Genomic DNA, 20,130 nt, shown 5'->3' with positions numbered 1-20,130 from the left:
GGGGCGCGGCACCCGGCGGCGGGCCCGCGCCCGCCGCGGCGCTAGCGGATCGGCATCCCCGCCAGCGTGCGCGCGATGACGAGCCGCTGGATCTCGCTCGTCCCCTCGAAGATCGTGTAGATCGCGCTGTCCCGGTGCATCCGCTCGACCGGGTACTCGCGGGTGTAGCCGTTGCCGCCCAGGATCTGGATCGCCTGGGCGGTGACCTTCTTCGCGGTCTCGCTCGCGTACAGCTTGGACATCGAGCCCTCGGCCGCGGTGAACGGCCTGCCGTTGACCGCCATCCACGAGGCGCGCCAGACCAGCAGGCGGGCGGCGTCGATCCGGGTCCGCATGTCGGCGAGCTGGAAGGCGACGCCCTGGTTGTCGATGACGGGCCGGCCGAACTGCTCCCGGGTGCGCGCGTAGTCGAGGGCGACCTCGTAGGCGGCGCGGGCGGTGCCGACCGCCATGGCCCCGACGGCGGGCCGGCTCGCCTCGAACGTGGCCATCGCCGCGTTCTTCACCCGCTCGCCGCCGCCCGCCCTGGCCCGCTCCCGGGCCCGGGCGAGCCGCTCGTCCAGCCTGTCCTTGCCGCCGAGCAGGCAGGAGCCGGGCACCCGGACGTCCTCGAGGACGACCTCGGCGGTGTGCGAGGCGCGGATGCCGTGCTTCTTGAACTTCTGGCCCTGGGACAGGCCGGCCGTGCCGGGCGGGACGATGAAGGAGGCGTGGCCCTTGGAGCCAAGCCCGGGGTCGACGACGGCGACGACGACGTGGACGTTGGCGATGCCGCCGTTGGTCGCCCAGGTCTTCGTGCCGTTGAGCACCCACTCGTCCTTGGCCTCGTCGTACACGGCGCGCGTGCGCATGGAGGCGACGTCGGAGCCCGCGTCCGGCTCGGAGGAGCAGAAGGCGGCGACCTTGACGTCGTTCGGGTCGCCGTACATCTGCGGGATCCAGGTGCCGATCTGCTCCTCGGTCCCGTTGGCGAGGACGCCCACGGCGGCCAGGCCGGTGCCCACGATGGACAGGGCGATGCCCGCGTCGCCCCAGAACAGCTCCTCCATGGCCATCGGGATGCCGAGGCCGGTGGGGTCGAAGTACTGCTGCGCGTAGAAGTCGAGGGAGTAGATGCCGACCTTCGCGGCCTCCTGGATGACCGGCCAGGGAGTCTCCTCGCGCTCGTCCCACTCGGCGGCCGCGGGGCGGATGACGTCCGCGGCGAAGCCGTGCAGCCAGTCGCGGACCTCCTTCTGTTCGTCGTTGAGCTCCATGGTGAACTCGGCCATGTCCCCTCCAGCGGCGGCGATGCGATGTTACTAACGGTAACGGAAGTCTGTTACCGGCTGGTAGGAAAAGTCAACCGCCGAGGGCGCGTCGGCCTCCCGTTCGATGTCAGGGGCGCGGTCAGTGTTACTTTGCGCGTGCGTCACCGAATCAGCACGGGTGGGGAGAGCACATGGACACCACGCAGCGGACCGAGCAGCAGCGGTCCGCCGACCGCCGACGGCGCGAGCTGCTGGAGGCCGCCGACCGGGTGGTGCTGCGCGACGGCCCGCAGGCGTCGATGAACGCGATCGCCGCGGAGGCCGGTATCACCAAGCCCATCCTCTACCGCCACTTCGGCGACAAGGGCGGCCTGTACGCCGCCCTCGCCCAGCGGCACACCGACGCCCTGCTGTCCTCGCTGCGGGCGGCGCTGGACGCCCCGGCGGCCCGGCGCGAGCGCGTCGAGGCCACCCTCGACACCTACCTCGCGGCGATCGAGGCCCGGCCCCAGGTGTACCGGTTCCTGATGCACCCGGCCGAGGGCAGCTCCGGAAGCGACCAGGGGTTCGACGTCGGCAAGCACAGCGCCCCGCTGCTGCGCAGGATGGGCGAGGAACTGGCGCAGGTCATCGAGGAGCGCGTCGACCTCGGCCCGGAGAGCCAGCGGCTCGCCCGGGTCTGGGGGCACGGCATCGTCGGGATGATGCACGCGGCCGGCGACTGGTGGCTGGGCGAACGGCCCTGCTCCCGGGCCGAGCTGGTCCGCTCTCTGGCCGACCTGCTGTGGGGCCGGCTCGCGGCCGCCGGGGACCGGGTGGGCGGCCCCGGGTTCTGACGGGCGCCCCTCGGCCACGGGCGCGCGGCGGCCGGTCCCGCCGGTCATGCCGGTCCCGGCTCCCCCGCCGCGCCGCCCGCCCGGTGCCACGGCGCCCGCGCGATCTGCCGGTCCAGCCTGCGCCTGCGCCATCCCGCGAGGTGGTCCGCGTACACGCGGCCCGCCAGGTGGTCGTACTCGTGCTGCAGGCACCTGGCGAAGAAGCCCGTGCCGTGCACGGTGACCGGATCCCCCGTCACCGTGCGGCCCTCGACGACCGCGTGGTCGTGGCGCTCGGTCCCGGCCTCCAGGCCCGGCAGGGACAGGCAGCCCTCCGGCCCCCGGACCACCACGCCGTCCGCCTCCACCAGCCGCGGGTTCACCACGTGCCCGAGGTGCCGCACGTCCTCGTCGTCGGGGCAGTCGTAGACGAACACCCGCAGACCGACCCCGATCTGGTTCGCGGCCAGACCCACTCCGCGGGCCGCGTACATCGTGGCGAACAGGTCCTCCACGAGCGCCGCGAGGTCCGGGCCGAAGTCGGTGACGTCCCGGCACGGCCGGTGCAGCAGCGGGTCGCCGAGCAGGGTGAGAGGCCGGACGCGCCCGCGGGCGCCCGGAATGGATCCGTGTCGCATGGCGGCAAGGGTACGGTTCCTACAGCCCATGCCCGCCGCTCGAGACATGGGCCGGGATTCGGGTGTGCGAATGGATCTCGATAGGCTGAGGCTCACACCACGCTGCCGGATGGCCCCAGGCGCGGCGCGTACGCAAGGAGGATCGAGAACTGATGGCAGGCAACTCGGACCCGCTCTCGCCGCGGGCCAAGCTGGCCGTGACCGCGGGCAAGGCGGTCGCCGCGGCATCGCGGGCCGCGGGACGCGGCAGCGGGTCGGTGATCGGTGGCCGGGTCGCACTGAGGCTCGACCCCGACCTGCTCGGGCGGCTCGCCCAGAACCTGGACGTCGTCCTGGTGTCGGCCACCAACGGCAAGACCACCACCACCAGGCTCATCGCGGAGGCGCTGCGCGCCGCGGGCCCGGTCGTGTCGAACGCGCTCGGCGCCAACATGCCGGCCGGCATCACGTCCGCGCTCGCGGGCGGCTCGGAATCGAAGTTCGGCGTCATCGAGGTCGACGAGAAGTACCTGGCCGGGGTGGCCCGGGACACCGACCCCAAGTGCATCGCCCTGCTGAACCTCTCCCGGGACCAGCTCGACCGCGCCGCCGAGACGCGGATGCTCGCCGAGAACTGGCGCGAGGGACTGGCCGGCACCAAGGCGGTCGTCGTCGCCAACTGCGACGACCCGCTGGTGGTCTGGGCCGCGTCCTCCTCCCCGAACGTGATCTGGGTCGCGGCCGGGCAGATGTGGAAGGACGACGCCTGGTCCTGCCCGTCGTGCGGCGGCGTGATGCAGCGTCCCGGCGACGACTGGTTCTGCGGTGAGTGCGGCTTCCGCCGGCCCACGCCGACCTGGGCGCTCTCCGGCGACCACGTGCTGGACCCGCACGGCTCCGCCTGGCCGATCCACCTCCAGCTGCCCGGCCGCGCCAACAAGGCGAACGCGGCCAGCTCCGCGGCCGTCGCCGCCGTCTTCGGCGTGCCGCCGCAGGTCGCGCTGGAGCGGATGTACCAGGTGCAGGCCGTCGCCGGCCGGTACGACGTCGTGCAGTTCCAGAACCGCGACCTGCGCCTGCTGCTGGCCAAGAACCCGGCCGGCTGGCTGGAGACGTTCTCCCTGATCGACCCGCCGCCCGCCCCGGTGATCCTGTCCGTGAACGCGCGCGGAGCCGACGGCACCGACACCTCCTGGCTGTGGGACGTCGACTACACCCGGCTGACCGGCCACCCGATCTTCGTCGTCGGTGACCGCAAGCTGGACCTCGCCGTCCGCCTGGAGGTCGCCAACCAGCACTTCCAGGTCTGCGACGACCTCGACCAGGCCGTGCAGATGTGCCCGCCGGGCCGGATCGAGGTCATCGCGAACTACACCGCGTTCCAGGACCTGCGCCGCCGCGTCGGCAACTGACCTTCGAAGGGCGACCACCTCATGAGCGACAACCAACTGCGGCTGGTGTGGATCTACCCGGACCTGCTGAGCACCTACGGCGACCAGGGCAACGCCCTCGTGGTGGAGCGCCGGGCGCGGCAGCGCGGCCTGGACGTGGCCCGGCTGGACGTGCGCAGCGACCAGCCGATCCCGACCTCCGGGGACATCTACCTGATCGGCGGCGGCGAGGACCGTCCGCAGCGGCTCGCGGCCGAACGGCTGCGCCGCGACGGGCACCTCCAGCGCGCGGTGGAGAACGGCGCGATCGTCTTCTCCGTCTGCGCCGGCTACCAGATCCTCGGCCACGAGTTCATCAACGACCTCGGCCAGCGCGAGCCGGGCCTCGGCCTGCTCGACGTGGTCTCGGTGCGCGGCGAGGGCGAGCGGTGCGTCGGCGACGTGCTGGGCGACATCGACCCGCAGCTGGGCCTGCCCCAGCTCACCGGCTTCGAGAACCACCAGGGCGTCACCCACCTCGGTCCCACGGCCCGCCCCCTCGCCCGGACGGTGGTCGGCCGGGGCAACGGCACCGGGGACGGCACGGAGGGCGCGTACAACGGGACCGTCTTCGGCACGTACATGCACGGGCCGGTCCTCGCCCGCAACCCGCTGATCGCCGACCTGCTGCTGAAGCTGGCCCTCGACGTCAACGCGCTGCCGCCGATCGACGACCGCTGGTACGAAGCGCTGCGCGACGAGCGCATCGCCTCCGCCCAGCAGCCCGCCTGACCGGCCGGCGCCGAGGGCGCGCGACGGCTCGCGCGCCCTCTCCCCGGCGGGCTTCCCGCGCGGTCCGAAGGGCCCGCCTGACGGCCCGTCCGCTCACATGTGCGGGCGCGTCCAGCAGGCGGACGCCCGCTACGGAGCCACCCCCGGACGCCGGTAGGGTGACCGGGAATCCGCCGGACAACGTGGTCCGGTCTACCCGGCCCACGTCGAGAAGGTAATACGGGCTATGCGCATTGGTGTCCTCACGTCCGGGGGCGACTGCCCCGGCCTGAACGCCGTCATCCGGTCCGTCGTGCACCGTGCCGTCGCCGACCACGGCGACGAGGTCATCGGCTTCCGGGACGGCTGGAGAGGCCTGCTGGAGTGCGACTATCTGAAGCTCGACCTCGACGCCGTGGGCGGCATCCTGGCCCGCGGCGGCACCATCCTCGGCTCCTCCCGGGTCCGCCCGGAGCACCTGCGGGACGGCGTGGAGCGGGCCCGGGGCCACGTCGCGGAGCTGGGCCTCGACGCGATCATCCCGATCGGCGGTGAGGGCACGCTGAAGGCGGCCCGGCTGCTGTCGGACAACGGACTGCCCATCGTCGGCGTGCCCAAGACGATCGACAACGACATCGCCGTCACGGACGTCACGTTCGGCTTCGACACCGCGGTGACCGTCGCGACCGAGGCCCTGGACCGGCTGAAGACCACCGCCGAGTCCCACCAGCGGGTGCTGATCGTGGAGGTCATGGGCCGTCACACCGGCTGGATCGCCCTGCACTCCGGCATGGCCGCCGGCGCCCACGCCGTCGTCGTCCCGGAGCGGCCCTTCGACATCGACGCGCTGGCGCGGAAGGTCGGCGAGCGGTTCGAGGCGGGCAAGCGGTTCGCGATCGTCGTCGCCGCCGAGGGCGCCAAGCCGCGCCCCGGCTCGATGGAGTTCGACGAGGGCGGCAAGGACGTCTACGGGCACGAGCGCTTCGCGGGCATCGCGCGGCAGCTCTCGGTCGAGCTGGAGGAGCGGCTCGGCAAGGAGGCCCGGCCGGTGATCCTCGGGCACGTGCAGCGGGGCGGCACGCCGACGGCGTACGACCGGGTGCTGGCGACCCGGTTCGGGTGGCACGCGGTGGAGGCCGTGCACCGGGGCGAGTTCGGCACGATGACGGCCCTGCGCGGGACGGACATCGTGACGGTGTCGCTGGCGGAGGCCGTGGAGACGCTGAAGACGGTGCCCGCCGAGCGGTACGACGAAGCGGAGTGCGTCCTGTAGGGAGGCGCCGCAGGGGGGCCGTGCCGTTCTCACCGCGTGGGCGCGCCGCAGCCGACCCCGGTCGAGGAAGTGACCGGGGCCGGTTCTACGCTGGGGCCGGACAGAATCGCCCAACCCCCACGAAACAGGAGCCGGCGGATGGATCACAGCGGGCACGGCATGACCATGGATCTGCCGCCGTTCACGCTGGCGCGAGGGCTTGAGTGGTCGGCCGACCCGTTCTTCCTCACCGCCTGCCTGGCCGGCCTGGCCCTGTACGGCTGGGGCGTGGTCCGGCTGCGCCGACGCGGGGACGCCTGGCCGGTGAGCCGTACGGTGGTGTACGCCGCCGGGGTGCTGACCGTCGCGCTCATGATGTGCACCCGGCTGAACGACTACGGCATGGTCATGTTCAGCGTGCACATGGTGCAGCACATGGTGATCAGCATGCTGTCGCCGATCCTCATCCTGCTCGGCGCCCCGGTCACGCTGGCGCTGCGCGCGCTGCCGACCGCGGGCAAGGGCCGCAAGGGGCCCCGCGAGCTGCTGCTGATGCTGCTGCACAGCCGGTACATGCGGGTCATCACCCACCCGGCGTTCACCATCCCGATGTTCATCGCGAGCCTGTACGCCCTGTACTTCACGCCGCTGTTCGACTTCCTGATGGGCTCCCGGACCGGGCACATCGCGATGATGGTGCACTTCTTCGCCGTCGGCGTCGTGTTCTTCTGGCCGATCATCGGCGTCGACCCCGGACCGCACCGGCCGGGCCACCTGATGCGGATGCTGGAACTGTTCGCGGGCATGCCGTTCCACGCGTTCTTCGGCATCGCGCTGATGATGGCGTCGACACCGATGGTGAGCACCTTCGAGCACCCGTCCGCCTCGCTCGGCATCGACGCCCTGTCCGACCAGAACGCGGCGGGCGGCATCGCCTGGGCGTTCAGCGAGATCCCGTCGGTGCTGGTGCTGATCGCGCTGCTGTTCCAGTGGTACCGCTCCGAGCAGCGCCAGGCCAAGCGCAAGGACCGGGCCGCCGACCGCAACGGGGACCAGGAGCTGGAGGCGTACAACGCCTACCTGGCCTCGCTGAACGGGCGCCAGGGCTGAGCCGCCCCACCCCCCGCGGGCCGGAGCCGTCACGGTTCCGGCCCGTCGCCGTATGCCGTCCGGGTGGATTCCGGGGCACCATGGTCAGGGACGGACCACGACGAGGGGGTCGCGATGCCCGGTTCCACGCACGGTTCCACCAAGGCGATGGGGGCGCTCACGGTCGGCGGGCTGGTCGTCGTGACCGCCTACACGGTCGCGCTCGGCAGCAACGGCTGGCTGTGGTTCGGCTGGGTCGTGCTGGGGCTGCTGACACTCGCCCTGGTCGTGACCCAGTCCTGACCGGCGGCGCGCGGGCGGGCCTGGTTACAGTGCCCGCATGAACAGCAGGGCACCGTCGTACGACGAGCTGGACCGCCGGATCGTCACCGCGCTCATGGCGAACGCGCGGACCAGCTTCGCCGAGATCGGGGCGGCGATCGGGCTGTCCGCCACGGCGGTGAAGCGGCGCGTGGACCGGCTGCGGGAGACCGGGGTGATCACCGGGTTCACGGCGACGGTGCGGCCCTCCGCGCTCGGCTGGCGCACGGAGGCGTACGTCGAGGTGTACTGCGAGGGCGCCGCCCCGCCCCGGCGGCTGGCGGAGGTGGTCCGCAACCACCCGGAGATCGCGGCGGCCATGACGGTGACCGGCGGCGCCGACGCGCTGCTGCACGTGCGGGCCCGCGACGTGGAGCACTTCGAGGAGGTGCTGGAGCGGATCCGCGCCGAGCCGTTCATCCGGAAGACGATCAGCGTCATGGTGCTGTCCCATCTGCTCCCGGAAAGCCCGGAAGCGGGCGCCAGCCACGCTGCCCCGCACTGACCCCCGCGACGCGCCGGACTCGTGCGTCGCCGCCGGGAACAACGCAGCGATGCTGCACAGCCACGCAGCTCTCCGCGCTTGTCGCCCGTCTGCCGGGGTTCCTACCGTGGTGTCACCCCTCAGTGACACACTGGAAACCGGAGGAAACCCTCTGTGTCCGAACGTCGTGTGCCGCGTTCCCGGCGTTTTCTCGTCTGCGAACCCAGACACTTCGCCGTCCAGTACGCGATCAACCCCTGGATGCATCCCGACCGGCCCGTCGACGTGGACCTGGCCCAGGACCAGTGGCAGACGCTGATCAGCGCCTACCGGACCCACGGCCACACCGTCGACACCCTGCAGCCGGTCGCCGGCCTGCCGGACATGGTGTTCGCCGCCAACGCGGCGTTCGTGGTCGGGGGCCGGGTCTTCGGCTCCCTGTTCCACGCCCCGGAGCGACGCCCGGAGTCCGGGCACTACGACACCTGGTTCAAGGCCGCGGGATACGCCGTGCACCGTCCCGAGTCGGTGAGCGAGGGCGAGGGCGACCTGGTGTGGACGGGCCGCTACGTGCTCGCCGGCACCGGGTTCCGCACCACCCGTGAGGCGCACCGCGAGGCGCAGGAGTTCCTCGGCCACCCGGTGATCGGCCTGACCCTGGTGGACCCGTACTTCTACCACCTGGACACGGCGCTGTTCGTCCTCGACGAGGACAACATCTGCTACTACCCGGAGGCGTTCTCGCCGGGCAGCCGGGAGGTCCTCAAGCGCCTGTACCCGGACGCGGTGCTCGCCACCCGCGGCGACGCGCTGGCGTTCGGCCTGAACTCCGTGTCCGACGGCCGGCACGTCTTCATCGCACCCCAGGCAGAGGCGCTGGCCGAGCGCCTCGCCGACCATGGTTACGCCCCCGTCCCCGTCGACCTGTCGGAGTTCCACAAGGCCGGCGGCGGCATCAAGTGCTGCACCCAGGAGATCCGCTGATGACCGCACCCGCGCACACCCGCACGTCCGGCGACCTGATCCGTGCGGAGGAGCCGGTCCTCGCGCACAACTACCACCCGCTGCCCGTGGTCGTGGCGCGGGCCGAGGGCACCTGGGTGGAGGACGTCGAGGGGAACCGCTACCTCGACATGCTCGCCGGTTACTCGGCGCTCAACTTCGGCCACCGGCACCCGGCCCTGGTGGAGGCCGCCCACCGCCAGCTCGACCAGCTCACGCTGACCTCCCGCGCCTTCCACAACGACCGGCTGGCGGAGTTCGCCGAGCGGCTCACGGCCCTGACCGGCCTGGACATGGTGCTGCCGATGAACACCGGCGCCGAGGCGGTGGAGAGCGGCATCAAGGTGGCCCGCAAGTGGGCGTACGACGTGAAGGGCGTCCCGGCCGACCGGGCGACGATCGTGGTCGCGGCGGAGAACTTCCACGGGCGGACGACCACGGTCGTCGGCTTCTCCACCGACGAGACGGCGCGGTCCGGCTTCGGCCCCTTCACCCCGGGCTTCCGGATCGTCCCGTACAACGACCTGGCCGCGCTGGAGGAGGCGGTCGACGAGACGACGGCTGCCGTGCTGATCGAGCCGATCCAGGGCGAGGCCGGTGTGATCATCCCGGACGACGGCTACCTCACCGGGGTGCGGGAGCTGACCCGCCGCGCGGGCTGCCTGTTCGTCGCGGACGAGATCCAGTCGGGCCTCGGCCGCACCGGCCGTACCCTCGCCGTCGAGCACGAGGACGTCGTGCCGGACGTGCTGCTGCTCGGCAAGGCGCTGGGCGGCGGGATCGTGCCGGTGTCGGCGGTGGTGGCCCGGCGCGAGGTGCTGGGTGTGCTGCACCCGGGCGAGCACGGTTCGACGTTCGGCGGCAACCCGCTCGCCGCGGCCGTCGGCACGGCCGTGGTCGGTCTGCTGGAGACCGGTGAGTTCCAGCGCCGGGCGGCCGAGCTGGGGGCGGTCCTGCGCGAGGGGCTCGGCGACCTGGTGGGCCGGGGCGTGACCGGTTTCCGGGCGCGCGGGCTGTGGGCGGGCGTGGACGTCGACCCCTCCCTCGGCACCGGCCGGGCGATCAGTGAGCGGCTCATGGGCGAGGGGGTCCTGGTCAAGGACACCCACGGCTCGACGATCCGGCTGGCGCCGCCGCTGACCATCACCGCGGAGGAGCTGCGCTCGGCGCTGGCGGCCCTGGAGAAGGTGCTGGCCTGAGGGACCGGGCGGGGGGGGGGGGGGGGGCCCCCCCCCCCCCCCCCCCCGCCCGGGCCCCCCCCCCCCCCCCCCCCCCCCCGCCGCACAGGGGCGGGGGGGGGGGGGGCGGCTTGGGGGCGCCCCCGGGGGGGGGGGGCGGGGGGGGGGGGCGCCCGGGGGGGGGGGGGGGGCCGGGGGCCCGGGGGGGGGGGGGGCGGGGCCCCCCGCCCCCCCCCCGCCGTGGCGTCAGCTCGTGCCGAGGAGCTGCCTCATCTCCCTGATCTCGGCGTTCTGCGCGGTGACGATGGCGTCCGCCGTCTTCTTCGCGGCGGCGCTGCGGCCCTTGTCCCGCTCGGTGACGGCCATCTCGACGGCGCCCTGGTGGTGCCGGACCATCAGCGCCAGGAACCTGGTGTCGAACTCCTTGCCGGTGGCCTTCTCCAGGGCGGACATGTCGGCGTCGCTCATCATCCCGGACATGCCGACGTGGCCCGAGTGGTCCATGCCCGCCATGGGCACGTCCTCGCCCCACGACTTCAGCCAGCCGGTCATGGTGCGGATCTCCGGGTCCTGCGCCTTCTCGATGCGGGCGGCGAGGTCCTTCACCCGCGCCGAGGAAGCCCGGTCGTCGGCGAGCCGCGCCATCTCCAGGGCCTGCCGGTGGTGCGGGATCATGCCCTGCGCGAAGGCGACGTCCTGCGCGTTGTGCGCGGCGGCCGGCGCGCCCGCGGTGGCGGAGGCGCCCGGGGCGGCGGAGGAGCCGTGGCCGGTGTGGCCGCCGCCGTCGTTGCCGTCGTTGCCGCCGCAGGCGGCCAGGACGAGGGCGCTGGTCACGGCGGCCGCGGCGAGGGCGGCACGGCGCGCCCGGGTACGGATGGTCATGCGGGTTCTCCTGGTGGATCGCTGGGATGTCGGGACACGCGTGGGAACGGCCGCGGCGGCTGCCGGGCCGTGGGTGCCTCTAGATCCGCAGGAGCTGGAGTTCCGCAAGGGAGGGTGGGGCGCGGGCGCCGTCCGGGGTACGGGGCCGGCACGGGCGCGGGGCGGCGGCCGGCACGCCGGCGGTCGCCGGGGCGGCCGTGAGGGCGGGCAGCCGTGGCCCGTCGTCCACGGCGCCGGAGGCGCAGGCGGGGTCCGCGTGGTGCAGCCGGCCGCCACCGCAGTGGCCGTCCCCGCCGGGGCAGTCGTCCACGGCGGCGAGGGCGGTGGCGAGGTGCCCGCCCCGGGCGTGCTCGGTTCCGCCGCCGGGGGCGAGGGCGTGCATGCCCAGCAGCCCGATCAGCAGCGCCAGCACGGACAGGGCGCGGCACCGCCGGAGCGGTCGCCGAGGGTGCTCTGCCGTGCTGCGCATCGGGGCCATCGTACGGGGGCCGGGCCCGGCGGACGCCCCCGGCCCCGCGGGGCCCCGCCCCCCCCGCGGGGGGCGCGGGGCGGGGGGGGGGGGGGGCGCCCCCCGCGCCCCCCCCCCCCCCGGGGGGCCCGGCCCCCCCGGGCCGGGCCCGGCGGGCCGGGGTGGTTCAGCGGCGACCGCGGCGCAGGGTGCGGCCGAACCGGCGGCGCGGGCGGCGCGGGCCAGGGTGTCGCGCCAGGCGGCGAGCCGGCCTCCGGGGGCGCGCAGTTCGCCGGCCGGGTCGGGGGCCGGGCACCCGGGGCGCCCGGCCGGTGGCTGGAATCGGGGGGGTACGGCCAGGTCAGGCCGTGACGGTGATCTCGCCGAGGTCGGGGAGGGCCAGCAGTACCGGCGGCTCGGTGAACCGGCGGGTGAAGCTGCCCGTGCTGCTGTAGCCGACCTGCACGGAGATGTCGGAGACGCTGAGCGGTGTCGTGAGCAGCAGCCGTTTGGCCTCCTGGAGCCGGACGGCGCTGAGGAACCGGCCGGGCGTGACCCCGGTGACGCGGCGGAACGTGCGCAGGAAGTGGAACTTGCTGACCACGGCCGACTGGGCCGGTTCGTCCAGGCTCAGTGGCTCGTGGTACCGCTCACGGATCGTGTTGACGGCGTACATCAAGTGCTCCATAACCCGTCCCCCTGAAAGTGGCATGGGGACGGGTTATGGAGCTCATGGACGAGACGTCGTCCTGGCAGAGGCGCGGAGGCCGGCCGGCGGTGGTCTTCGCGTCGGCCGGTCCCCGAGCGGCACGAACCGGCGGAGCCCCGCCCCGCGGCCCCGGGAGGCGCTGCTCCCAGTGCGCGGGACGGGGCTCCGCCGGGCGCTCGTGACCGGCCGGCGCCGGCTCAGCCCTCCCAGCTCCAGTCGGCGACCTCCGGCAGGTCCGTGCCGTGTTCCCGGATCCAGTCGTGGTGGCGCTGCCGCGTGTCCTCCATGTGCTGGCGGACGGCCGCCGCCCGGACGGCGAGGCCGGGCACCCGGTCGATGACGTCCATCACGAGGCGGTAGCGGTCCAGGTCGTTGCTGACCAGCATGTCGAACGGCGTGGTCGTGGTGCCGATCTCCTTGTACCCGCGCACGTGGAGGTTCCGGTGGCCGGTGCGCCGGTAGGCCAGGCGGTGGATCAGCCACGGGTAGCCGTGGTAGGCGAACAGGACCGGCTTGTCCGCGGTGAACAGCCCGTCGTACTCGAAGTCGCTCATGCCGTGCGGGTGTTCGCCGCTCGGCAGCAGCCGGGCGATGTCGACGACGTTGACGACGCGCACGGCCAGCTCGGGCAGGTGCCGGCGCAGGAGCTGGGCCGCGGCCAGCACCTCCTGGGTGGGCACGTCGCCCGCGCAGGCCAGCACCACGTCGGGTTCGCGGGTGCCGTCCTCGGTGCCCGCCCACTGCCAGACGCCGGCGCCGCGCGCGCAGTGGACCTTCGCCTCCTCCATGGACAGCCAGTCGAAGCAGGGTTGCTTGCCCGCGACGACCACGTTGACGTAGTCCCGGCTGCGCAGCACGTGGTCGGCGACGGACAGCAGCGTGTTGGCGTCCGGCGGGAAGTACACCCGCACGGCCTCGGGGCTCTTGTTGAGGATGTGGTCGACGAACCCGGGGTCCTGGTGGGAGAACCCGTTGTGGTCCTGCCGCCACACGTGCGACGTCAGCAGGTAGTTGAGGGAGGCGATCGGGGCGCGCCAGGAGAGGCGGCGGGTGGTGCGCAGCCACTTGATGTGCTGGTTGACCATCGAGTCGACGATGTGCGCGAACGCCTCGTAGCAGGAGAACAGCCCGTGCCGTCCGGTCAGGAGGTAGCCCTCCAGCCAGCCCTGGCAGGTGTGTTCGGACAGGATCTCCATCACGCGGCCGTGCCGGTCGAGGTGCTCGTCCACCGGCAGCGTCCCGCCCTGCCAGGCCTTGCCGCTGGCCTCGTACACGGCTTGGAGCCGGTTGGAGGCGGTCTCGTCGGGGCCGACGAGCCGGAAGTCCCGGCGGCCGGCCGTGGCGCGCATGACGTCTTCGAGCAGGTCGCCCAGGACGCGGGTGGGTTCGTGCCGGGTCGCGCCGTGCTTGGTGACGTCGACCGCGTACTTCTCCAGCGGCGGCAGGGGCAGTTCGCGCACCAGCAGGCCGCCGTTGGCGCGGGGCGTGGCGCCGAGCCGCCGGCGGCCCTCCGGGACGCACGCCAGGACGTCGGCGCGCGGGGCGCCGTGCTCGTCGAAGAGTTCCTCGGGCCGGTAGGAACGCAGCCACTGTTCCAGTTGCCGCAGGTGCTCCGGGTTGTCGCGCACGGCGGCCAGGGGCACCTGGTGGGCGCGCCAGGTGCCCTCGACGGGCACTCCGTCGACCTCGGCGGGGCCGGTCCAGCCCTTCGGGGTGCGCAGCACGATCATCGGCCAGCGGGGCCGCTCGGTGGCCCCGTCCTCGCGCGCGGCGCGCTGGAAGGCGGCGATGCGGTCCAGCGCGGTGTCCATCGCCGCGGCCATGGCGCGGTGGACGGCGGCCGGCTCGTCGCCGGTGACGTGGATCGGGTCGTGGCCGTATCCGCGGAGCAGCTCGTCCAGCTCGCTCTCGGGGAGCCTGGCCAGCACCGTCGGATTGGCGATCTTGTAGCCGTTCAGGTGCAGGACCGGCAGCACGGCTCCGTCGTGCACCGGGTCGAGGAACTTGTTGGAGTGCCAGGAGGCGGCGAGCGGGCCGGTCTCCGCCTCACCGTCACCGATCACGCAGGTGACGAGCAGGCCGGGATTGTCCAGTGCGGCGCCATAGGCGTGCGAGAGCGCGTAGCCGAGTTCCCCGCCCTCGTGGATCGAGCCCGGGGTCTCCGGGGCCACGTGGCTGGGCACCCCGCCGGGGAAGGAGAACTGCTTGAACAGCCGCGCCATGCCGGCCGCGTCCCGTGTGACGTCCGGGTAGGTCTCGGTGTACGACCCCTCCAGCCATGAGTTGGCGAGGACGGCCGGGCCGCCGTGCCCGGGGCCCCAGATGCACAGGGCGTCCTGGTCGCGGGCCTTGACGACCCGGTTGAGGTGCGTGTGCACCAGGTTCAGGCCGGGTGAGGTGCCCCAGTGGCCCAGGAGGCGCGGTTTGACGTGCTCGGGGCGCAGTGGTTCGGTCAGCAGCGGGTTGGCCATGAGGTAGATCTGGCCCACGGCCAGGTAGTTCGCGGCGCGCCAGTGGGCGTCCAGGGAGGCGAGCTCCTCATCCGAGATCTCGGCGGGCGCCTGCTGCGTGTCGACGGACATCCGGGTTCCTTTCGGTGTCGAGGCAGCGGTCGGGGTGTCGTGCGCCTTCGCACGATCCACCTTCCACCGGTACGGCGAGTACCCGACAGGGCCGTTCGGGCCACCCCGGACGGGAGATCCGGCCCGCCGCGCGGGGCCGGCCGGGTGCCGTGCGGGGGTCCGGGGCTCCGTCCGGGTACCGCGCGGAGGGGTGCCGCGCGGGGGTCCGGCCGGGTGCCGTGCCCGTGCGCGCCGCTCACCGGGGCGGGAGGCGGACGGCGAGGAGGGCGACGTCGTCGTCGAAGACCCGGTCGCCGCGCGTGATCAGGGTGTCGCAGAGGTCGTCCAGGGGCGCCCCGGCCAGCCGGGCGGCCCGCTCGGCGAGCCGGGCCAGGCCGGTGTCGATGTCCTCGCCGCGGCGCTCCACCAGACCGTCGGTGAACAGCAACAGGGTGGCGCCGGGCGGAAGCGGGTGCGTGTGGTCGAACCGCGGCAGGGACGCGTCGATGCCCACGGGGATACCGTGCCGGGCGGGCGCCAGGTAGCGGGCGGTGCCCTCCGCGCCGATCAGCAGCGGGGGCGGGTGCCCGGCGTTGGTCCAGACGAAGGAGTGTCCCCCGGGCCCGGACTCGACGCGGCCGAACACGAGGGTGGCCGTCGGCGGCTCGGCGAACATCGTCAAGGCGCGGTCCAGGCGGGAGACGACGGCGGCGGGCGGGCCGCACCGGTCGAGGGCGAGGGCGCGCAGCATGTTGCGGATCTGGCCCATCAGCGGCGCGGCCTCGACGTCGTGGCCGGTGACGTCGCCCACCACCACGCAGGCGGCGCCGTCCGGCAGCATGATGGCGTCGTACCAGTCCCCGCCGAGCCGGGGCGGCTCGGACGCGGGCTCGTAGCGGGCCACGACCGACAGGGGCGCCAGGTCGGGCAGGACGGGCAGCATGCGGCGCTGGAACTGCTCGGCCGCGCGCGTGACCCGCCGGTACAGCCGGGCGTTCTCGATGCTGATGCTGGCGGTGCTCGCCAGCGCGGTCAGCAGGTTCTGGTCGTCGTCGGTGAAGGGCGTGCCGTCCGTCTTGTCGGCGAGGTAGAGGTCGCCGTAGACGGTGCCGCGGACCATCAGCGGTACGCCCACCAGGGTGCGCATGACCGGGTGGCCGGGCGGGAAGCCGGCGGACCGGGGGTGGGCGGCCACGTCCGCCACCCGCAACGGCCGCCGGTCGTCCACCAGGACGTGCAGCACGCCGTGTCCCTGCGGCAGGCCGATGGCGGCGCACAACAGGTCCGGGTCGTCCATGCCCACGGTGATCAGGTCCGTGAAGGCGCCCTCGTCCCCGAGCACGCCCAGGGCGCCGTAGCGCGCGCCGATCAGGTCGGCCGCCGCGTCCACGATGCGGTGCAGCACGGTGCGGGTGTCCATGTCGGCGCTGATCGTCGCGACGGCGGCCAGCAGCCGCTGCAGCCGCTGCGGGCTGAGCACGAACTGCGGCACCTGCGCGGCCGCGCCGTCCCGGAGGGCGCGTGGCGGGGCGGCGGCCGGCGGGGTACCGGACTCCGCGCCGCCCTGGGACCGCCGCGATGGATCGTGCGCCACGGTGCTGCCTCCCGGCGCCTGGGCGCCGTCGTCGTTCCGCCCCGCTCTGCCACCCTACGCGCGCACCGGACGGCGGGCAGGCCGTACGGAGGCGGCGGTCGCCGATGTGGGGCGAGCCGGACCCACCGGCCCCGCGCCCCCGCCGGGCGGAGCCGGTCCGCTGTCCCTCCGGTGTCCGCCGCGCCGCGGAAGGGCTCCACCCGCCATGCGGAAGTTCCCCCCTGGACGACCCCGGGGGCTCGATCGGATCAGCCCGGGTCCGCGACGCCCGATGCGGTCGTTCAAGAGACCCCCGACCGGGCGGCCGGGGCCGTGCGGTGCCCCGGCGGCACGGTGCGGCCGGGTGCCGTCGGGCGGGTCCGGCCGGTCGGGCATCCTTGTGGGGGTGTTTCCGCGGGAGGTGCCGCGGGCCGGTGAGGGGACATGTGGTGGACGGACACGCGCGGGGTCCGCGTGCGGCGGGGGCGTCCGGCACGTCTCCCCGGCCGCGGCTGGACGTGCTGCTGGAGGACCTCCAGCAGCAGGTCGAACAGGTCGGGGCGGCCCGGGACCGGGTCCACACGCTGCTGGACGCGGTGCTGGCCGTCGGCTCCGACCTCGACCTGGAGGTGGTGCTGCACCGCATCGTGGAGTCGGCGGTCACCCTGGTCGACGCGCGGTACGGGGCGCTCGGGGTGCTCGGCGAGGACGGCACGATCAAGCAGTTCGTCACCGTCGGCATCGACGCGGGGACGATCGCCCGCATCGGGCCCTACCCGCGCGGCGAGGGCATCCTCGGTCTGCTGATCCGCCACCCGGAGCCGCTGCGCCTGGCGAACCTGGCGGAGCATCCGGCCTCCGCCGGCTTCCCGGCCGGGCACCCGCCGATGACCGGTTTCCTGGGCGCGCCGATCCGGGTCCGCGACCACGTCTTCGGCAACCTGTACCTGACCAACAAGCGGAGCGGCGCGGAGTTCGGCACCGACGACGAGGCGGTGCTGCGCACCCTGGCCGCGGCGGCGGGCGTGGCGATCGACAACGCCCGGCTGTACGACGACGCGCACCGCCGGCAGCGGTGGCTGGCGGCCAGCAACGAGCTGACCCGCAGCCTGCTGTCCGGCGCGGAACCCGCCGCCGTCCTGGAATCCTTCACGGCCACCGTGCGGGAGATGGCCGGCGCCGATCTGGTCACCCTGGCCGTCCCGGTGGGCGAGAAGGGCGAGCTGGTCATCGAGGCCGCGTCGGGGGAACGCGCCGAGGAGGTCCGCGGACTGGTGCTCCCCGCCACGGCACTGGCCACGCAGGTCTACGTGTCCGGGGAGACCGTCACGAGCGGGGCCGTGAGCGCCGACCCGCGCGCCGAGGGCGGCAGCGCGTCGGTGGTGGAGCTCGGCCCGGCGTTCCTCGTCGCGCTCGGCACCCGGGAGCATGTACGCGGGGTGCTCCAGGTGGCGAACGTGCCGGGCGGCCCCTGCTTCACCGACGCCGTGGCCGACATGGTGACCGGGTTCGGCAACCAGGCCGCGCTGGCGCTGGACGTCGCGGAGCACCGGCGGGACGCCGAGCGCATGGTGGTGCTCGACGACCGGGACCGGATCGCCCGCGACCTGCACGACCTGGTCATCCAGCGGCTGTTCGCCGGCGCGCTGTCGCTGCAGTCCACGCTGGGGCGGGTGACCGACCGGCCCCGGGTGAGCGAGCGGATCCAGCGGGTCGTGGACGACCTGGACGACACCATCAAGATCGTCCGCTCCACGATCTACGGCCTGCGCGAGCACGACCGGGCCCGGGGCGGCAGCGGGCTGCGCGGGCAACTGGTCGCGGCCACCGAACGGGCCACGGAGTGGCTCGGCTTCGTGCCGGCCCTGCGCATGACCGGGCTGCTGGACACGGTCGTCTCGGCCGACCGGGCCGAGCAGTTGCTGGCGGTGCTCGACGAGGCCCTGTCCAACGCCGCCCGGCACGCCGGCGCCACCCAGGTGGACGTCGGCGTCGAGGCCACCGACGCCGCGCTGCGGCTGCGGGTGGCCGACAACGGGCGCGGGATCGACCCGGCGGTCACCCGGCGCAGCGGCCTCGCCAACCTCCGTGCGCGGGCGGAGGAGTTGGGCGGCACGTTCACCCTCCTCCCCGGCCTGCCGAGCGGCACGGTCGTCGAATGGGTGGTCCCGCTGTCCTGACCGGCGGCGTGGCGCCGGGCGCCCGGGGCCACACCCGGGACGCGGGGTGTCCTCACGGGGTGCCGGATCCGCCTCGCCGGAGATGTGCCGCGCGGGGCCTCAAGACCCGTCCGCGGACCGGCTGGCGGACGCAAGGGCCCGCTCGCGCACGAGCCCGGCGGTCCGGCCCGGGGATTCGGGGACCTGGGACGAGAACCACCCGAGCCCCCGGCCCCGGTGTGCGGGCCGGGCACCGCCGGGGCATCTCGGAGCCGGGTGCCGTGGCCCGGCCGGACCACCGGGCCGTGGGGAGACGCTCCGCGGGGGCCCAGAGCGCCGCGCGCCGTTCGTTCACCGGGCCCACCGCCCCGGGGTGGCGCGTACGGTGCGTCCGGCCGCCCGGGAATCAGGGCAGACGTGCCGGGCGGCCGGACGGTGACCGGCCCGGACCGTGCGCCGCATCCGCGACGGACGGCGGTGGAGGCAACCGCACGGTTGCCGGTCGCGGGGATACACGGGACACCTCCGGATCGGTCGTCGATCAGCTTGCGGTGTCGGCCGCGTCCCGCACGGCGGCCGTTCGGCCCCGTGTGAGGGACCGACAGTCCCTCCGTCCGGGAGACGGGTCCGGGAGACGGACCGGGCACGCCCACACACACCGCCGGCGCACCCCGACGCCGCGACCGCTCCCGCGCGCCCAGCCCGGCGCACGGCACACCACTCGGCGGGCGCCCACGCCCCGGCGCGGGCGCCCGCCGGACGTCCAGCCGTGGCAGGTCGGGTGTCCGCGCCGGGCGGGTGTCCGTCCCAGGCGGGTGTCCGCGCCGGGCGGGTGCCCGCGCCGGGCGGGATCAGGACGCCGCGGCGTGGGCCGCGTCCGGGCCGCCGGACCGCGGGGACCCGTGGCCGGTCCGGGTGCGCCGGGCCAGTTCCTCGTCCAGTTCCCCGAGCAGCCCGGCCAGCCGGGAGCCCGGTGCCACGGCGAGCATCGGCAGCACGAGCCCGTTCTGCTTCGCCACGTGCTCCTCGAAGAGGACCTGCAGGGCCCGGGCCTCGGCCGCCGCGCCGAACGGGGTGGGCGCGGTGCGCACGGCGCGGACCAGTGCCATCAGGCGGGTGTGCTCGGCGATCAGGCTCTCCACGAGCAGCCGGCTGTCGGGCAGGTGCCGTGCGGCGGGATGGAGCACGGCCTCCTCCGCGGCGGCGTGCGGCAGCAGTTCCCGCTCGCAGAAGGCGACGAGTCCGACGCGTGTCCGCTCGGCCGCGTCGGCGTCCCGGCCCACGGCGCTCAGCAGCATCACCACCCGCCCGGCCAGTTCCCCGGCCAGCCGGGCGTGCTGCGCCTCCACGGTGGCGAGGGCGGCGGCGTCCTCGGGGGCCGAGGTGATGGTGGCGACACTCATCAGGGTTTCTCCAGCGGGTCACGGCCGGTCCGGCCGGCGGGTGCGGGCAGGGCTGTCCGTCCGCCGCGTCCCTGACGCCACCGGCGCCGCCGCCCGCCGGCTCGTGGCGGGCGGAGACGCCGGGGACGCGGCGGACGCCCGTCCGGTGTGGAGGTGGAACGACGCCGGACGGGGACCGGGCCGCGGGCGCACGCGCCGGCCACCGCCCCCGCGGACGCGAGCGGAGCGGCCGGGTGGCGACGCGGC

Annotated in this window: 18 protein-coding genes; 10 read left to right on the top strand and 8 right to left on the bottom strand. The window is 74.4% G+C overall.

All coding sequences use genetic code 11. From position 1 onward, the window contains the following. Window positions 1–41: 41 nt before the first annotated feature. Window positions 42–1,271 carry an acyl-CoA dehydrogenase family protein gene (locus ACZ4K2_RS31190; RefSeq protein WP_467478548.1) on the bottom strand — a complete coding sequence of 410 codons (1,230 nt, stop codon included), beginning with the start codon at window positions 1,269–1,271 and terminating at the stop codon, window positions 42–44. Between the two features lie 170 nt (window positions 1,272–1,441). Here ACZ4K2_RS31190 and ACZ4K2_RS31185 point away from each other — a divergent pair, with 170 nt between their 5' ends. Further along, a complete protein-coding gene (locus ACZ4K2_RS31185; RefSeq protein ID WP_467478550.1) occupies window positions 1,442–2,086 on the top strand; it encodes a TetR/AcrR family transcriptional regulator in 645 nt (214 codons plus the stop codon). 44 nt (window positions 2,087–2,130) lie between these two features. Here ACZ4K2_RS31185 and def read toward each other — a convergent pair whose 3' ends face one another. Further along, window positions 2,131–2,703, bottom strand: coding sequence for a peptide deformylase (gene def, locus ACZ4K2_RS31180; protein ID WP_467478552.1), 573 nt, complete (start codon window positions 2,701–2,703; stop codon window positions 2,131–2,133). Between the two features lie 152 nt (window positions 2,704–2,855). Here def and ACZ4K2_RS31175 point away from each other — a divergent pair, with 152 nt between their 5' ends. From ACZ4K2_RS31175 to rocD, 8 genes are all read left to right on the top strand, one after another. Then, a complete protein-coding gene (locus tag ACZ4K2_RS31175) occupies window positions 2,856–4,094 on the top strand; it encodes a MurT ligase domain-containing protein (RefSeq protein ID WP_467478554.1) in 1,239 nt (412 codons plus the stop codon). Between the two features lie 21 nt (window positions 4,095–4,115). Beyond that, on the top strand, window positions 4,116–4,844 hold the full coding sequence (locus ACZ4K2_RS31170; protein ID WP_467478556.1) for a type 1 glutamine amidotransferase: 729 nt from the start codon (window positions 4,116–4,118) through the stop codon (window positions 4,842–4,844). A 226-nt stretch (window positions 4,845–5,070) separates the two neighbouring features. Next, window positions 5,071–6,096 (top strand): 6-phosphofructokinase, encoded by a 1,026-nt coding sequence (locus tag ACZ4K2_RS31165; protein ID WP_467478558.1) that lies wholly within the window; start codon window positions 5,071–5,073, stop codon window positions 6,094–6,096. 138 nt (window positions 6,097–6,234) lie between these two features. Further along, window positions 6,235–7,185 carry a cytochrome c oxidase assembly protein gene (locus ACZ4K2_RS31160; RefSeq protein ID WP_467478559.1) on the top strand — a complete coding sequence of 317 codons (951 nt, stop codon included), beginning with the start codon at window positions 6,235–6,237 and terminating at the stop codon, window positions 7,183–7,185. A 114-nt stretch (window positions 7,186–7,299) separates the two neighbouring features. After that, complete coding sequence (locus tag ACZ4K2_RS31155; protein WP_467478561.1) at window positions 7,300–7,467, top strand: hypothetical protein; 168 nt, start codon at window positions 7,300–7,302, stop codon at window positions 7,465–7,467. A gap of 37 nt (window positions 7,468–7,504) precedes the next feature. Continuing rightward, entirely contained in the window at window positions 7,505–7,990 is a 486-nt protein-coding gene (locus ACZ4K2_RS31150; RefSeq protein ID WP_467478562.1) for an Lrp/AsnC family transcriptional regulator, read from the top strand. A 153-nt stretch (window positions 7,991–8,143) separates the two neighbouring features. Further along, window positions 8,144–8,953, top strand: a complete 810-nt coding sequence (gene ddaH / locus ACZ4K2_RS31145) for a dimethylargininase (protein WP_467478564.1) — start codon at window positions 8,144–8,146, stop codon at window positions 8,951–8,953. Beyond that, window positions 8,953–10,170, top strand: a complete 1,218-nt coding sequence (rocD, locus tag ACZ4K2_RS31140; protein WP_467478566.1) for an ornithine--oxo-acid transaminase — start codon at window positions 8,953–8,955, stop codon at window positions 10,168–10,170. Before ddaH ends, rocD begins: the two co-directional genes overlap by 1 nt. A 225-nt stretch (window positions 10,171–10,395) precedes the next feature. Here the strand turns inward: rocD and ACZ4K2_RS31135 are convergent, their stop codons facing one another. The 5 genes from ACZ4K2_RS31135 to ACZ4K2_RS31115 all read right to left on the bottom strand — a co-directional run bounded on the left by ACZ4K2_RS31135 (window position 10,396) and on the right by ACZ4K2_RS31115 (window position 16,343). Further along, on the bottom strand, window positions 10,396–11,031 hold the full coding sequence (locus ACZ4K2_RS31135) for a DUF305 domain-containing protein (protein ID WP_467478587.1): 636 nt from the start codon (window positions 11,029–11,031) through the stop codon (window positions 10,396–10,398). A gap of 79 nt (window positions 11,032–11,110) precedes the next feature. After that, entirely contained in the window at window positions 11,111–11,500 is a 390-nt protein-coding gene (locus ACZ4K2_RS31130) for a DUF6153 family protein (protein WP_467478589.1), read from the bottom strand. A 340-nt stretch (window positions 11,501–11,840) separates the two neighbouring features. Next, complete coding sequence (locus ACZ4K2_RS31125) at window positions 11,841–12,167, bottom strand: helix-turn-helix domain-containing protein (protein ID WP_467478591.1); 327 nt, start codon at window positions 12,165–12,167, stop codon at window positions 11,841–11,843. Window positions 12,168–12,385: 218 nt separating this feature from the next. Continuing rightward, window positions 12,386–14,770, bottom strand: a complete 2,385-nt coding sequence (locus ACZ4K2_RS31120) for a phosphoketolase family protein (protein ID WP_467478593.1) — start codon at window positions 14,768–14,770, stop codon at window positions 12,386–12,388. A gap of 235 nt (window positions 14,771–15,005) precedes the next feature. Continuing rightward, window positions 15,006–16,343, bottom strand: a complete 1,338-nt coding sequence (locus tag ACZ4K2_RS31115) for a PP2C family protein-serine/threonine phosphatase (RefSeq protein ID WP_467478594.1) — start codon at window positions 16,341–16,343, stop codon at window positions 15,006–15,008. 428 nt (window positions 16,344–16,771) lie between these two features. Between ACZ4K2_RS31115 and ACZ4K2_RS31110 the strand changes: the two genes are divergently transcribed. Continuing rightward, complete coding sequence (locus tag ACZ4K2_RS31110; protein WP_467478595.1) at window positions 16,772–18,502, top strand: sensor histidine kinase; 1,731 nt, start codon at window positions 16,772–16,774, stop codon at window positions 18,500–18,502. Between the two features lie 830 nt (window positions 18,503–19,332). Here ACZ4K2_RS31110 and ACZ4K2_RS31105 read toward each other — a convergent pair. Continuing rightward, window positions 19,333–19,884, bottom strand: a complete 552-nt coding sequence (locus ACZ4K2_RS31105) for a hemerythrin domain-containing protein (protein WP_467478596.1) — start codon at window positions 19,882–19,884, stop codon at window positions 19,333–19,335. Between the last annotated feature and the right edge of the window lie 246 nt (window positions 19,885–20,130).

It is taken from the genome of Streptomyces sp. NPDC025833 (assembly GCF_055558055.1).
This window is presented reverse-complemented; position numbering and strand designations above follow the sequence as displayed.

Excerpts from the sequence above, each read along its gene's own strand:
- ACZ4K2_RS31190 (WP_467478548.1), bottom strand. The coding sequence starts at position 1,271 with ATGGCCGAGTTCACCATGGAGCTCAACGACGAACAGAAGGAGGTCCGC.
- ACZ4K2_RS31185 (WP_467478550.1), top strand. The coding sequence starts at position 1,442 with ATGGACACCACGCAGCGGACCGAGCAGCAGCGGTCCGCCGACCGCCGA.
- def (WP_467478552.1), bottom strand. The coding sequence starts at position 2,703 with ATGCGACACGGATCCATTCCGGGCGCCCGCGGGCGCGTCCGGCCTCTC.
- ACZ4K2_RS31175 (WP_467478554.1), top strand. The coding sequence starts at position 2,856 with ATGGCAGGCAACTCGGACCCGCTCTCGCCGCGGGCCAAGCTGGCCGTG.
- ACZ4K2_RS31170 (WP_467478556.1), top strand. The coding sequence starts at position 4,116 with ATGAGCGACAACCAACTGCGGCTGGTGTGGATCTACCCGGACCTGCTG.
- ACZ4K2_RS31165 (WP_467478558.1), top strand. The coding sequence starts at position 5,071 with ATGCGCATTGGTGTCCTCACGTCCGGGGGCGACTGCCCCGGCCTGAAC.
- ACZ4K2_RS31160 (WP_467478559.1), top strand. The coding sequence starts at position 6,235 with ATGGATCACAGCGGGCACGGCATGACCATGGATCTGCCGCCGTTCACG.
- ACZ4K2_RS31155 (WP_467478561.1), top strand. The coding sequence starts at position 7,300 with ATGCCCGGTTCCACGCACGGTTCCACCAAGGCGATGGGGGCGCTCACG.
- ACZ4K2_RS31150 (WP_467478562.1), top strand. The coding sequence starts at position 7,505 with ATGAACAGCAGGGCACCGTCGTACGACGAGCTGGACCGCCGGATCGTC.
- rocD (WP_467478566.1), top strand. The coding sequence starts at position 8,953 with ATGACCGCACCCGCGCACACCCGCACGTCCGGCGACCTGATCCGTGCG.
- ACZ4K2_RS31135 (WP_467478587.1), bottom strand. The coding sequence starts at position 11,031 with ATGACCATCCGTACCCGGGCGCGCCGTGCCGCCCTCGCCGCGGCCGCC.
- ACZ4K2_RS31130 (WP_467478589.1), bottom strand. The coding sequence starts at position 11,500 with ATGCGCAGCACGGCAGAGCACCCTCGGCGACCGCTCCGGCGGTGCCGC.
- ACZ4K2_RS31125 (WP_467478591.1), bottom strand. The coding sequence starts at position 12,167 with ATGGAGCACTTGATGTACGCCGTCAACACGATCCGTGAGCGGTACCAC.
- ACZ4K2_RS31120 (WP_467478593.1), bottom strand. The coding sequence starts at position 14,770 with ATGTCCGTCGACACGCAGCAGGCGCCCGCCGAGATCTCGGATGAGGAG.
- ACZ4K2_RS31105 (WP_467478596.1), bottom strand. The coding sequence starts at position 19,884 with ATGAGTGTCGCCACCATCACCTCGGCCCCCGAGGACGCCGCCGCCCTC.